8 protein-coding genes are annotated in these 14,310 nt (G+C 40.0%); 6 read left to right on the top strand and 2 right to left on the bottom strand.

Translation table 11 applies throughout. The features are described from left to right. Window positions 1-251: 251 nt before the first annotated feature. From GQR38_RS09480 to GQR38_RS09465, 4 genes are all read left to right on the top strand, one after another. Window positions 252-2,684, top strand: a complete 2,433-nt coding sequence (locus GQR38_RS09480; protein WP_165721672.1) for a TerB N-terminal domain-containing protein — start codon at window positions 252-254, stop codon at window positions 2,682-2,684. 2 nt (window positions 2,685-2,686) lie between these two features. Next, a complete protein-coding gene (locus GQR38_RS09475) occupies window positions 2,687-3,994 on the top strand; it encodes an ATP-binding protein (protein WP_165721671.1) in 1,308 nt (435 codons plus the stop codon). Continuing rightward, window positions 3,991-6,216, top strand: coding sequence for a DEAD/DEAH box helicase (locus GQR38_RS09470; protein ID WP_165721670.1), 2,226 nt, complete (start codon window positions 3,991-3,993; stop codon window positions 6,214-6,216). Before GQR38_RS09475 ends, GQR38_RS09470 begins: the two co-directional genes overlap by 4 nt. Window positions 6,217-6,571: 355 nt before the next feature. Next, window positions 6,572-7,003, top strand: coding sequence for a universal stress protein (locus GQR38_RS09465; protein WP_165721669.1), 432 nt, complete (start codon window positions 6,572-6,574; stop codon window positions 7,001-7,003). Between the two features lie 348 nt (window positions 7,004-7,351). On the opposite strand, the gene GQR38_RS09460 is transcribed toward GQR38_RS09465, so the two are convergent. Together GQR38_RS09460 and GQR38_RS09455 are read right to left on the bottom strand one after the other, a co-directional pair. Beyond that, the gene (locus tag GQR38_RS09460; protein ID WP_165721668.1) at window positions 7,352-8,935 is read right to left on the bottom strand and encodes a sulfotransferase; all 1,584 of its coding nucleotides are present in this window, start codon (window positions 8,933-8,935) and stop codon (window positions 7,352-7,354) included. 87 nt (window positions 8,936-9,022) lie between these two features. After that, a complete protein-coding gene (locus GQR38_RS09455; protein WP_165721667.1) occupies window positions 9,023-11,440 on the bottom strand; it encodes a TonB-dependent receptor in 2,418 nt (805 codons plus the stop codon). Between the two features lie 477 nt (window positions 11,441-11,917). On the opposite strand from GQR38_RS09455, the gene GQR38_RS09450 reads away from it, so the two are divergent. Next, window positions 11,918-13,012: an NADH:flavin oxidoreductase/NADH oxidase gene (locus GQR38_RS09450; protein ID WP_165721666.1), complete on the top strand. Its 1,095-nt coding sequence runs from the start codon at window positions 11,918-11,920 to the stop codon at window positions 13,010-13,012. Between the two features lie 74 nt (window positions 13,013-13,086). After that, complete coding sequence (locus GQR38_RS09445) at window positions 13,087-14,283, top strand: MFS transporter (RefSeq protein WP_165721665.1); 1,197 nt, start codon at window positions 13,087-13,089, stop codon at window positions 14,281-14,283. Window positions 14,284-14,310 lie beyond the last annotated feature (27 nt).

Below are 14,310 nucleotides of genomic sequence, written 5' to 3'. Positions count from 1 at the left end.
GCTATGGATTAAGCTCAAGTTTATCTTAAAATTTTGCAAATTTAAGAGCACAATACTGATGGTCAAGTCACATCAGTGGAGAGCCTTATACAAAATTAAGCTTTATTAAAGACGATTTTATTGTTTGATTAAGAATAACTGCAATTAGCTAGCAGCAGTATTATACATTTCTGATTTTTTTAGTAATATGTTAGTAGCCGATGGAGTTTTAAATACCAAAATGGTACCAACCATTTTTAAAGGGATGTTACATGGAATTCATTTTTATAATTGTAGTTGTTATATTGATAATCTGGTTAATTACCAGTTCACGCTCAAATTCAAATAAAGCAAAGCCTCGAGTATTAGATAATCCAAGCTCGGACATAAAAGGCACTTATGATACGTCAGCCTCTAAGTCTTCTATATCTGCTCTATCCAATGATGCAATCAGCCCAATAAAATCTATTAAAATTGATAAAGCATCAGTAAGTGTTGAATTACACGAACAAACTAATGAATTAGCAACCTCAAAGGAGACAACTCCAAAACCTCGCATCACTGTTGTTAATACATCTACCCCAACTATAGAAAGTGCTGATAGTTCGACAAATTCTGAAGACGATTTAGCCACATTTAATATTTTTGAGAGTAATGTATCTGAAGACACCTATATCAATAAGGGTAAACAAGCTCAATGGTTAAGCAAGGGTCAAGAAGTTACTATTCACAGTCGAAAGTTAAAAGGGTTTCTGTACGTAGGTGGGGTGATGGAATCATTGGTTGGTTATCGCTCTGAACCAGCATTAATTTGTACAGACTTACCAGTAATATCACCACGGACTAATTCAAACGAATTCCCAACTGATGAATCTTTAGGCTACTGGCCAAGCTACGGTTTATTATCTAAAGAGTCTAGAGGTGCCTACCTTGATTGGTTAGCAACCGATAGAAGTGCGGGCAACACCCCAATTGGCTTTGTATTTTTGTACTTTTACGGATTTGAAAGATTTGTTGTTGAGAATGGTCAAGATAATAAAATTGGAGAGGAACAATTTGAAGATATTTTTGATGAAGTACTTCGTTTACATAAAGTGTTTGCTTCAAATCGCTCTTTTGCGGGTTATTCAGCAAATCTCTTAGAGTTTATGTATTTAGTTAAACCTAAATTACTTAAAGGTAAAAAACATACATTACCGAAGACGCGTCATTCACTACTTTTTAAATTACGCCTTTCAGAGCAAATCGTTGCCACAGAAAAAGTGGATGATGAGTTGGCACTTGAATGGATCAAAAATACAGACCAATACAATTTAAAAACCGCAGCTAGGCGTTGCGATGTAGAGTTTGATGCACTTTTTAAACTTTACTACAATCAAAAATTCTCTGAGGGAATGCAAGTTAAACCAAATAAAACCAAGTTAAACGCTGAGTACTTTGCCGCCAGCGGTGGTATCCCTAGCGTTAAAATTTTACTAGATAGTTTACCAGACCCGAGTATATTAAAAGCCCCTATTAAAAAGCTAATACCTATTGCTGATAAAGCCGCTGAAGAGCTCGCTAGTTATAGCCGTTACTTAGGTAAAGCAGGCACTAGTAGAGATGACTTAGCTGCACTGATGTTACTTCCACGCGCTATTACTAATAGCCAACCATCACCATTAATTGAAAAGTTTAAAAAGTGGGCTAAGGCTATCATTTTAGAAAATGATGGGGTAACAAACGTTTCTGAATTTTGGTTGCAAACAGACTTACCAGCACCAAAAGCGATAAATAAAAAGGAAAGTGAACTCATTTATAACCTAGCGAGCTTTGCTGATATAGGTATTGCACCTGACTTACGTTACCACCATGCAAAACCTAAATTAGATGGCAAACTTGTCTTATTTACTCCAGGGCATGGGGAAGAGTTTGTCCCTAGTCATGTATTTAACCAAGTGGGTGTCGCACTTCGCTTAGGTGCGATGGTTGCAAACATAGATGGGGTTGTAGATGAGTCAGAAAGTTCTGAGCTAGAAAAGCTAATTGCTCATGATGAGAAATTAACGGATACAGAAAAGCGATCTTTAAAGGCTTATCTTACATGGCGATTAGTTACCCCATCGGATAATGCGGGTTTAAAAAATAGACTTAATAATTTAGGTGAAACAGAAATAGAATTTGTGAAGCGGTTTATTCTGTCTATTGCGCTCGCTGATGGCAACGTCGATAACAAAGAAGTAAAACAAATCGAGAAGCTCTACACGAATTTAGGGTTGAATAAAGAGTCTGTCACGAGTGATATTCATCAGCTTACTACAAGTAGTCATCAGCTTGCGCCAAAAAGTCAAAATTCATCAGAATTTAGCTTAGATGAAACAATCTTAGCCCTTCATGAAAGCCAAACAACAGAAGCTAAAAATATGCTGGAAAAGATCTTTACCTCAGATGAAGATGAAAGCGATTATATTGAAGTCTCAGAGCTGACAAACGAAGTTGAAGGATTAGATCAGGCTCATAGCCAGTTGTTTGAAAAGCTATGTGCTAAAGCGCAATGGGGTCGCGAAGAGGTAGCTCAAATGTGTAGTGAGCTAAAATTAATGGTCGATGGTGCTATAGAAACCATTAATGACTGGTCATTTGATTTAGTGGATGCACCAGTAATTGATGATGACGGTGATATATACATTGATGAAGAAATAGTCGAAGAGATAAGGGAGTTATAACAATGGCAGCAAAAAAAATTAGATCAAAAGAGCGCGATGCAATTATACAGTCTCTTAAATCGGGTGTTACCCCAAAAGTCGGCATACAGCATATACAAGTAGGTCGTGGTAATGAGCTTAAAGCGCTCATTAAAGATATCGACAGAGTGACAGAGGGCGGCTCTGCTTTTCGGTTAATTATTGGCGAATACGGCTCAGGTAAAACATTCTTTTTAAGTGTAGTAAGAGCGATAGCATTAGAGCGCAAGTTAGTTACTGTTAATGCAGATCTATCTCCTGACCGTCGTATTCATGCATCATCTGGACAAGCCAGAAACTTGTATTCTGAGTTAATGAGAAACATGTCTACTCGTAATAAGCCTGATGGTAATGCATTGACCAGTGTGGTTGAAAAGTTTATTACCGAGGCACGAAAAGAAGCAGATAATACAAGCAAAGAAATAACCACAGTGATCCACAAAAGGCTCGCGTCTCTCTCTGAGCTTGTAGGTGGTTACGACTTTGCAAAAGTTATAGAAGCATACTGGACTGGCCATGAAACAGATAACGAGCAACTTAAGAACAACGCTGTAAAATGGTTAAGAGCAGAATATGCAACAAAAACAGATGCTCGCAAAGATCTTGGTATAAGAAGTATTATCTCAGATGCGTCGTTTTATGACTCTCTAAAGCTTATGAGTTTATTTGTAAGGCAAGCTGGCTATGAAGGGTTATTAGTTAACCTCGATGAAATGGTAAATTTATACAAACTCAATAGCACCCAAGCACGATTATCAAATTACGAGCAAATTCTAAGAATACTCAACGACTGCTTACAAGGATCGGCTGAGTACTTAGGGTTTTTACTCGGTGGTACACCCGAGTTTTTACTTGATCCAAGAAAAGGGTTATATAGCTATGAGGCGCTGCAATCTCGTTTAGCTGGCAATACGTTTGCAAAGCAAGCTGGTGTTATTGATTACTCATCTCCAGCATTGCATTTGGCAAGTTTAACGCCAGAAGAGTTATTTATACTACTTAAAAACCTGAGACATGTTTTCGCATCAGGTGATGAATCGCTATATTTAGTTCCTGACGAGTCCCTTAAAGCATTTTTAGTCCATTGCAGTAAAACAATTGGAGACGCTTACTTTAGAACGCCAAGAAATACGATCAAAGCGTTTTTAGATATGCTTGCCGTGATTGATCAAAATCCAAACATTTCGTGGGACAGTTTAATAAAAAATGTTGATATTGCAGAGGAAAAACCTTCCGATGTAGAGCTAGACATTGAACCTGAAGACGATGAGTTAGCTGACTTCAAATTATGATTGACGCACACGAAAAGCTCGATTTGCGCATTCAGCAGTGGATTTTTAAACAAGGTTGGGATCGGCTCAGAGAGATACAATGTTTAGCAATTGACCCTATTCTTTCAGGCAATACTGATGTGCTTATTAGTGCCTCTACTGCCGCAGGTAAAACCGAAGCATTTTTTTTACCTGCAATAAGTAGCATCGCAGATCAAGTAAGCGGTGTAGGCATTTTATATATCAGCCCGCTAAAGGCGTTAATAAACGATCAAGATCGAAGGCTAGAAAGCTTGTCAGACTTGTTAGACATACAAGTTACACCTTGGCATGGTGATAGCCCTCAAGGTCGAAAAAATAAGCTGAAACGAAATCCATCTGGCATCATGTTAATAACGCCAGAGTCCCTAGAGTCATTATTAATAAGAGACAGTGGCTGGGTAAAATCTGCTTTTCAGAATTTAAAGCATATAGTTATAGATGAATTTCACGCATTTATTGGTACTGAGCGTGGCCATCACTTATTGAGCTTACTGCACCGCTTAGAGCATTTGCTTGGCCGTGTAAACGCACCAATACCCAGAACCGCTTTAAGTGCCACTTTAGGTGACTTAGAAAGTGTCCCGGCATCTTTAAGACCCAATAAATCACTGTCTTGTAAAATAATAAAGCAAACGCAGTCTTCATCAACGTTAAAAATGCAAGTGAAGGGATACATTGAAAGCGCTGTAGTAACAGATGAGGCGGTTACTGCGGAGCAAAGCGTATGTAACGATTTATATGGCCTTTGCCGAGGTGGAAACCACTTAGTGTTTGCAAACAGCAGAAGTCGCACCGAAAGCATTGCGACCACTCTTGCTGAGATGTGTGAGAGTAACACTGTGCCTAACGAGTTTTTTCCACATCATGGCTCGTTAGCCAAAGAAATGCGAGAAACACTTGAAGCTCGGCTTCAGCAAGATCAAATGCCCACTACAGCAGTGTGTACTATGACTTTGGAGTTAGGCATTGATATAGGCAAGGTTAACTCTGTCGTGCAAGTTACTGCGCCGCATTCTATTGCAAGTTTACGGCAGCGCATGGGTCGTTCAGGTAGGCGTGGTGGCGCTAGTATTTTGCGAATGCTGATAACTGAGGCTGACCTTACAGAAAAATCGAGTATTGTAGATAAACTGCGGCTTGAATTGGTTCAATCGCTAGCGATGATACGGTTATTGGTTGCAAGTAAGTGGTACGAACCAGCAGACACTTCGCTCTATCACTTTTCAACATTACTTCATCAAGTTTTAGCTCTCATCGCGCAATGGGGGGGTATAAGAGCAGATCAAATCTACGTATTACTTTGTAAAGACGGTCCATTCCAACAAGTTACTGTTACACATTTTAAAGATTTGCTATCTCACATGGGTAAGGTAGATCTTATTACCCAGTTAGGAAGTGGTGAACTGGTTTTAGGTTTTATGGGTGAAAAAATAACAAATCATTATACGTTTTATGCCGTTTTTAAAACCCCTGAAGAATTTAGAATTATAACGGGTAGTAAAACACTAGGGACATTACCCGTAGATAGCCTTATTTTAGAGGGCCAACATATTGTATTTGCGGGTAAACGTTGGGTGGTTGAGCTAGTCGATACAGACAAAAAAGTGATTTCAGTACAGCATGCAAAAGGAGGGAAACCACCTAAATTTGGTGGTTCAGGGATGGCTGTTCATGATGTAGTGAGACAAGAAATGCTTAAAATTCTGGAAGAAGGTGACTACAGAGTTCAAGTTGGTGAACAAAGAATTGAATTTGCTGATGCCGTTGCTCAAGCACTTTTCAAAGAAGGTGCTGACTTTTTTAAAACTGCAAAACTTGAAAGTACGCATTTCTTACAGCATGGCAATACAGCCGTTTTTTTGCCCTGGGCCGGCGATAAAGTTGTAAATACACTCGTTGCAGTACTTATACACAAAGGGTTTGGAGCAGGTGCATTTGCAGGAATTATAGAAGTTGAGAATACCTTAATTGATGATGTTATCGGGGCTCTTAAAAGCTTTCGAGATGATCAAACCATATCAGCAATTGATTTAGCTGATGCTATTGCAGAAAAAGCCATAGATAAGTTTGATGAATATTTACCTCAAGAAATTCTTGCAAAAGGGTATGCCGCTAGAGCATTTGATGTAGAGAAGGCCCGAGTATTAGTCAAAAAATTGCTCATGGCAAGATTTAAACAAGCCAAAGAGGTTAAATTATGACTTCATACATTATATTCATCAAGGATCATCAATGTCCGCTTCTGGCACTTTTGTGAAGTTCAACTGTGAGCGAAAAACTGACTGTCAGCCCCAATTATTCCAAATATTGATTATCTTATAAAAGAAACAACAACGACAACCAGATTAATAAACCCCGCAATCACAGCCTAATCAATAAGCATAAATTGATGAGGTATTGTTACTTTTAGTGCCTTATTGTTATTTATTGATCGTAATCAATAGATAACCTTTTAATACTCACTACACTTAACTTGCTGAGATGGAGCCGAGTCTATTCTTATGGAGTTGGTAATATCATTGAAAAATATGATTTTAGATTGTGAAGGAGAATAATATGCGCACAGGTAATATTTTATGGCCTACGGATTTTTCTGATACTGCATCACATGCTTTGCAATATGCCATTGAAATGGCGAATTTATATCAAGTAGGCATTCGTATTTTACACATTATTGATCAGCCTTCAGATAATGAGAATTATATGATCCTTGCGATAACTCCCCAAGAGTTAGCTAAAAATATGGAAGACGCTGCGGCGAGTAAAATGCATGAGTTATTAGGTCAGTTGAATACTGATTTAAAGATTGAAACGGTTATTCGACATGGTGATGCCATTAATGAGATTTTAGATGAGGCTAATAGCGGTGATATAGGCATGGTGGTAATTGCCAGTCATGGGAGAACCGGACTTTCTCATTTTTTGAATGTTAGCGTTGCAGAAACGATCGCCAATAAAGCTGATTGCCCAGTGTTAATAGTCAAATAAAATTGGCGTGTATCTCTTGTCCCGCTGCGGTTTTAGACGGGACAAAGTGGCCAGCAGGTTGGGTAAAAATGTGAGTTGTGTAAACATCAATACACGGTTTAATTGCCCGAAAGTGAACGTTTCATACTGGGGCAGTACCTGCATGTATAACCTGGTCTTTTCCTCATGAATTGACTGAATAATGAAGGTTCGCTTATGGCCACTCTCCAACCACTCGACAACATAAAATGTTGAAAATAATTGGCAAGGTATTTTACTGTGTCGGATGGCGCTTCGCTTATCCGACCTACGCTGGCACAAAGCGGACTATCCCTAAGTCCACTCATTTAACTCCCAGCTATAAAACCCTTACTCAAAACTGATACCTTGTTTTAAAAGGTACTCCACTGCTTTATCAGTATTGGGCTTAAATGCTTTCCAACGGCCTATTGCTTTATTATTAAGTGGTTGGCGTACCTGCATTTTACTGGCGGTAGAAACTGGTGCGGTGTTTAAGTGAAAATCTATACATTGCTCTTGCCACTCTAGGTTACAAAAGCTGACTAACTCTTTTATTTGTTGCTCAGGCTGTGCGACTAATTCTTCGTATTTTACTAATTTTACATTGCTGTGTTGCATGCTGAAGTGCTGCATTAGTTTGTAAAAACGGCTGTAAAATTTTGCAGTGTCGAGTAGGTCGAGCGAGTACGCATAGTAGGGATTATTAATGGTAAATAATTGGCGGTAGTTACCAATACAGGTGTCCATTGGATCGCGCAGCATACAAATAATTTTAGCGTTTGGCAGTGCTTTGGTTATTAAATCGATATAAAAAAAGTTAAACGGGAGCTTATCAATAAAGTGTTTATGGCTGCCTGTTATTACGCGTGTTGCGTTTAAATAGGTTGACCCAAGCTGATTAAAATCAAGTTCGTAGGCTTTACTGAGCGTTTGAGTGTCGAGCACGTGAGGTGTTTGTGTTTGGCTTAGCTTTTTAACACTTAGGCCAAAGTCTTGTAATTCACCGGCTGATTGCACGTCGCTGTGGCTCGATAAAATACGCTCAACTAATGTGGTGCCAGAGCGGGGCATACCTAATACAAAAATAGGTTCTGCCGTTGGGTTACCTTGTGTTAGCGCTTGTGTGTGCTGCTCACTTAAGCGTTTAATGTGTTCAAATAACTCAGTTGAGCTTTTATGATCAAAGGGCTGCACAGCACGTTTTGCTACTTTACCTTGCTCTAACGCGTTAAAAGCCTCTGAAAACTCACCAATATCTTGATACTCTTTTGCTAAAGCATGGCCAATATGCAGTTTTGCATCGGGGTGTGTTACTTGCTCAAACACGTTTTTTAAGCGCTCAATATGGTTGTTTTGCTTACTTACTTTAGTTAAATCACTTAATGCAAAATGACTTTGATGGTGCAGCGGGTTAAGCGCTATGGCATTTTCAAAAGCGTGTTGGGCTTTATCAAATAGTCCTAAAAATTTAGCGCTTACGCCGTAGTTATAATAAAACGGTGGTTGAGCTTTGTTAGCTGCTGTAGCCAGTTTAATAGCGCACTCAAAGTAGTTAAGTGCGTGTTCGTGAATGCCTGCTTGAGTAAGTGCAACGCCGAGTGTGTCGGCATCAAGTGCTTTAGTTATTTGCTTTAATGGCACCGATAGTGCGGTATTTTTTGCTTTTTGTAATTCGCCAGTAAGTGCGTAACATTTAGCAAGTTGCGCGGTGTATTCAATACTTTGGCCAAGGGTAAGGGCTTTTCCGATGAGCTTTATTGCTTTGTGTATTTGCCCAACAGTTAAATTAACCATTGCCAGCAAAAAATACCCATCAGCAAAGTCTGGTTTGAGTGTCACTAACTCCACTAGGGCTTTGTGTGCTTGCTCTATTTTACCTTGGTTTAGGGAGTGTATTGCGCTTTGATGAAGTTGCTTTAAATTTGGCTGCATGGTTTTGGTAATTATTATTTTGTAAAAGAAAATAAAAAGGCTCAAATAAATTTGAGCCTTAAAACATTGTTTAAAAATTACTATAAATTATATTTCAAATTTGTAGTTAAATTTAACACCTACCGTAAGCGGGCGATTAATGTAATGGCCGTAGTTACGTTGTATGTCGGCGCCATTAGCTGATGTTATATCTGCATCTGAGCGACGAACGGATGTAACCGCGTATTTGTTGAATAGGTTATCAACATATAGCGTAGTTGACCATGCATCAGCCGTTAATTTAGCTGATATATTACTTAAGCTGTAACCTGGTAGTGTTTCACCGTTATCACGAAGCCCTACTCTTGAAAGTACATCGCTTTGCGCGGTTAAACCGTAGTTAATATCAAGCGTTTTGTCGTTAAACACGTCTGTTTGATAGTTTACACCCATCGAAAATTGGTTTTCAGGTGAACCAGGTAAACGGTCGCCGTCTTCTGCGCCACCGGTACCATCGGCATTAAACAAAAATGGTGCGTCTGATGTTAGTTCTGCTTTTGTGTAAGCGTACGTAGCGTAAACCGAAAACGAGTCAGATAAAATAGCGCGGGTTGAAATTTCTACCCCTTTTGCATTAGCGCTACCTGCGTTTGAAAGGTACGTTAATTGACCTATATCTGTAGCGCCCGTAATTTGTGCATCATCCCAATCTACGTTAAATAACGCGGCGTTAAAGTGTAGTTGGCTTCTAAACCATGTACTTTTAAAGCCTAGCTCGTAGTTTGTTGTGGTGTCGGCTTCATATAATAATTCGTCAGGTTTACCACAACCTGTTTGTTGATCCTCAACAATTGGATCAGGGCAAGACACTAACCCATTTGAGCCGCCAATTCTAAAGCCTTCACTTACTGTTACATAACCCATTACTGAGTCAGTGAACTGGTATTTAGCATTAAATTTAAATAAGTTACCGTTATCGCCTGCTTCGTCTTTTTCGTATGCAACGGTGGTTACATCAGGATCTACTCCACCATACAATGTATTTGCTAGCGGGAAGTCAAAAGCCGCTTGCGACTCTATATCGTATTTGTAAAAACGGGCACCAATGGTCACATCTAATTTGTCGGTAACTTGGTAGCCAACTTCACCAAATAGTGCAGACTCAGTGACGGTACTTTTTGTAAGCTCTAAGTATTCTAATGAGTCAGGTCTTAGCTGCTCGCCACCAAAGTTATCGATAGCGAATTGGTCAAACCCAGGCGTAAACTCTCTGCTTGATGCTTCGGTTTCTGTTTTGTTGTAAAAGCCACCCACAATCCAGTTAAAGTCGCTGTCGCCTTGCGACACTAAGCGAATTTCTTGAGTGAAGGTATCTTCTTCGTCAATTTCACGGGTAAACGTTGAAAACGAAGGAAACTCTTCATAACCGTAATCAAGACGAATAAGTAAATCGGTTTGATCGCGTTGGCCGTCGGCATCAAAGCTTGAAATACCGGTTGCCGATACGAGCTCTGCAAAACCTAGGTCGGCTTTTAGTTCAAGGCTTAGTAATTGATCTTCTTTTTCGCGAGGCTCTTCAAAGCGATAAGCCGATTCGTATTTACCTATTACATCGCTTAAGCCGTTGTTTGCATTAAGGCTGTTGTAATGAACAATCGAGCGGCCTTCGCTGTCTTGGTTTTGATAAAAGTAGTTAAGCGTACCTTCAAATGATTCATTTGGTTTAAAGCGTACAGAAATACGACCAGTAGTGGTGGTTTCGCCGTTGGCGTCTTTCACATTTTTAAGGTTGTTGTTAACTGCTGAGCTGTCGCTCCAATCAGGATCTGGCAACGATACACCAGGCTCGCGTACTACGTAGCCGTAATCGATAAAACCTGGATCTTCATATACATTTAAGCTGGCGCGTACTGCTAATTTATCTTCAATAATAGGAAGGTTAAATATAAAGCCGCCTTCGCCACCTAAAGAGTCACTTTCTTTTGTTTGAAATAGGTCGCCGTAAACTTCAAGCGATGTAAAATCAAGCTCAGGCTGTTTAAGCATGTAACGAATTGCACCACCTAATGTACCTGCACCATAAAGCGTGCCTTGTGGCCCAATTAATACTTCAACACGCTCAATATCTACTAGGCGCATATCTACCGAAACCGGAATTTCGTTAATATAAGTAGATACTGTTCCGCCATCTGACGATGGACCAGATGAATTTGTATTTAAACCACGAACAATAATAGGCGAGCCAGAGCGGCCACCTTGATCGGTAATTGTTAAACCAGGGACCCAGCGTGCTACGTCGGCAAGTTCGCTAATATTTTGATCTTTCATTATATCAGCGTCAAGGGCGGTAATATTTAGCGGTGCATTTTGCACAGAGCCGCTGCGCCTTGTTGCTGTAACTTCGATTACTTCGAGTGATTTGTTTTTAGCTGCAACTTCTTCTTGAGCAAGTGCGGCATTAGGCAATAAAAATACGCTAGAAACAGCGCTCGAAATAGCCAAGGTTAACAAGCTTGGTTTAAACATAAAAAGTGATCCCCAGTTCAAATGTTTTACATTAGTAAATTAAGTTAAGCAGTTTATCAGGGAGTGAAGTAGCTTGGAATATTTAAATTGAATTTTAATTCACTTTTGTAGAATAAATATGGTTTGTATGTGGGGTTTTTATTTAGTTAATAGGCAATATAAGCAATAGCTTAGTGCTATTAGGTACAGTTAGGTTAAAAATCACACCCTTGTTTAAAGGTAAATAGTCATTCATTTTTTAAAGATGGCTTTATGACGTGTTCGTTAAACAAATTATTACATTAAAATTGATAGTTTATAATGTCATTAGTTATGCTTTTATCAGCACTATTAAAGTGTGTTTTTATCCCCATTAAGAGTGGTAGTCGTATTTATAAGTAACTGTGTAAGTTATTGAGTGAGCGTGTTTGATTGCCGCTTCGTATACTCTTTTTTGTTTTGTCCGCACTTTTTTGTGCGTGTTTTTAAGGATTAACAATGAGCCAACTATTTTCGCCTTTATCACTTGGGCAAGTAACGTTAGATAACCGTATTATTATTGCACCAATGTGCCAGTACTCAGCAAACAATGGCGCTGCTAGCGATTGGCACACTATTCATTTGGGCCAATTGAGTTTGAGTGGTGCAGGATTGCTAATTTTAGAAGCAACAGCAGTAAACCCAGAAGGGCGTATTAGCTACGGCGATTTAGGGCTTTGGAATAATGAAACCCAGCAAGCACTGGACAAAAGCCTGAAAGCAGTAAGGCAATACAGCTCTATGCCTATTGGTATTCAGTTAGCGCATGCTGGGCGTAAAGCCTCTACAGGTAAGCCGTGGGAAGATATTGGCGCTATTGCACCTGATGACGTAAATGGCTGGCAAACCGTGGCACCTTCGGCAGTTGCGTACGACGATAGCAGCCCAGTGCCAAAAGCAATGAGCCAAGACGACATAGACTCATTAATTAAAGACTTTGTAAGTGCAGCTAAACGCGCTGATGAACTCGGCCTTGATTTAATCGAGCTACATGGTGCGCACGGTTACCTGTTACACCAGTTTTTGTCGCCACTTTCAAACAAGCGCGATGACAACTACGGTGGTAGCCTAGAAAACAGAATGCGTTTATTGCTTGATGTGTTTAAAGCGGTAAGAGCGGTATTTCCTAGTGAAAAAGCGGTAGGTGTGCGTATTTCGGCAACTGATTGGGTTGAAGGCGGCTGGGATTTAGATCAATCGATAGTGCTTAGTAAAGCGCTTGATGAACTCGGCTGTGACTTTATTCATGTAAGTACTGCGGGTTTAAGTCCTGAGCAAAAAATACCAGTAAAACCTAATTTTCAGGTACCGTTTGCGACAGCCATAAAAGAAGCGGTTAAAATGCCTGTTATAGCGGTGGGTTTAATTACACAGGCGCAACAAGCCGAAGATATTATTAGTGAGCAGCAAGCCGATGGTGTAGCGCTGGCGCGTGGCATTTTATATAACCCGCATTGGCCGTGGCATGCAGCTGCAGAGCTTGGCGCTACAGTAACTGCACCTAAACAGTATTTACGCTCAAGCCCACATGGGCAGCCATCACCAATAAAATAAAACGAAGTTTTTTGTAAAAACCCAACCCGCGTTTGCTGGTTGGGTTTTATTATTTTTATAAAGTAGAGACACACATGACCCAACCAGGCGTTTCAGCGCAACCACTTAGCAATACACTCGTTACTATTATTGCTTTGTGTTGCGGTCTTATTGTTGCCAATATTTACTACGCTCAACCTATTATTGAGTTGCTTGCCCCAGAAGTTGGATTAAGTGCGCACAGTGCTAGCCTTATCGTATCGCTTACACAAATAGGCTACGCTTTGGGGTTGTTTTTTTTAGTGCCATTAGCTGACTTAATTGAAAATAAGCGTTTAATGCTTATTACTTTAGCTGTGTCGTTTTTGAGTTTAGTGGGTACGGCACTTGCTGATTCACCTAATGTAATGCTTATTTTATGTTTAATGATAGGCATGAGCTCGGTTTCTGTTCAGGTGCTTATTCCGCTTGCTGCGCATTTATCGTCTGACGAGAAGCGCGGGCAGGTTCTTGGTAATATTATGGCGGGTCTCTTGCTAGGTATTTTGCTGGCAAGACCTATATCGAGCTTAATAGCCGATCACTTTGGTTGGCGTGCTGTATTTTACTTTGCAGCAGGGTGTATGGTGTTTATTGCAGGCGTAATTTATTTTGCTATTCCAAGCAGGCAACCTACCCATAAAACAACGTATTTTAAGTTATTAAAATCGCTTAAACAGTTAATGATTAGCCAACCAGTGCTGCGCCAACGTTCACTTTTTCAAGCATTAATGTTTGCATCGTTCAGTTTATTTTGGACGAGCGTACCGGTTGTGCTTGCCCGTGAGTATGGTTTATCGCAATCAGAAATAGCATTGTTTGCATTAGTGGGTGCGGCAGGTGCTGTAGCTGCCCCCATTGTTGGTCGCTTGGCAGATAAAGGCTATACGCATCAGTTATCGTTACTGGCCAAAGTAATTGCAGCAGTGTGCTTTTTACCAAGCTTATTTGAGCTACCTTACGGCATTATAGTATTGGCATTAACCGGTGTGTTTATTGATTTTGCTGTGCAGGCCAATATGGTACTTGGGCAACGCGCAGTGTACGCACTAGAGCCACAAAGCCGAGCACGTTTAAACGCTATTTATATGACGAGTATATTTGTAGGTGGCGCAGTAGGCTCGCTTATTGCCAGCCCATTATATGAAGCGGGCGGCTGGACAGGTATTGCTCTGGTCGCTACCGGCATGCCGCTTATTTCGTTGATTGGTTATTTGGTTACAACTAAAAAGCAAGGTAAGGCTGTGAGTTAAAAAATTACCGGATACAACATAATAAAG

The organism is Pseudoalteromonas sp. c7(2019), from assembly GCF_011378625.1.
In the GTDB taxonomy this organism is placed as follows: domain Bacteria; phylum Pseudomonadota; class Gammaproteobacteria; order Enterobacterales; family Alteromonadaceae; genus Pseudoalteromonas; species Pseudoalteromonas arctica.
The sequence above is the reverse complement of the archived record's forward strand: the minus strand, read 5'-3'. Positions and strand labels throughout refer to the sequence as shown.

Coding starts and splice junctions, on each gene's coding strand:
- GQR38_RS09480 (WP_165721672.1), top strand. CDS start 252: ATGGAATTCATTTTTATAATTGTAGTTGTTATATTGATAATCTGGTTA.
- GQR38_RS09475 (WP_165721671.1), top strand. CDS start 2,687: ATGGCAGCAAAAAAAATTAGATCAAAAGAGCGCGATGCAATTATACAG.
- GQR38_RS09470 (WP_165721670.1), top strand. CDS start 3,991: ATGATTGACGCACACGAAAAGCTCGATTTGCGCATTCAGCAGTGGATT.
- GQR38_RS09465 (WP_165721669.1), top strand. CDS start 6,572: ATGCGCACAGGTAATATTTTATGGCCTACGGATTTTTCTGATACTGCA.
- GQR38_RS09460 (WP_165721668.1), bottom strand. CDS start 8,935: ATGCAGCCAAATTTAAAGCAACTTCATCAAAGCGCAATACACTCCCTA.
- GQR38_RS09455 (WP_165721667.1), bottom strand. CDS start 11,440: ATGTTTAAACCAAGCTTGTTAACCTTGGCTATTTCGAGCGCTGTTTCT.
- GQR38_RS09450 (WP_165721666.1), top strand. CDS start 11,918: ATGAGCCAACTATTTTCGCCTTTATCACTTGGGCAAGTAACGTTAGAT.
- GQR38_RS09445 (WP_165721665.1), top strand. CDS start 13,087: ATGACCCAACCAGGCGTTTCAGCGCAACCACTTAGCAATACACTCGTT.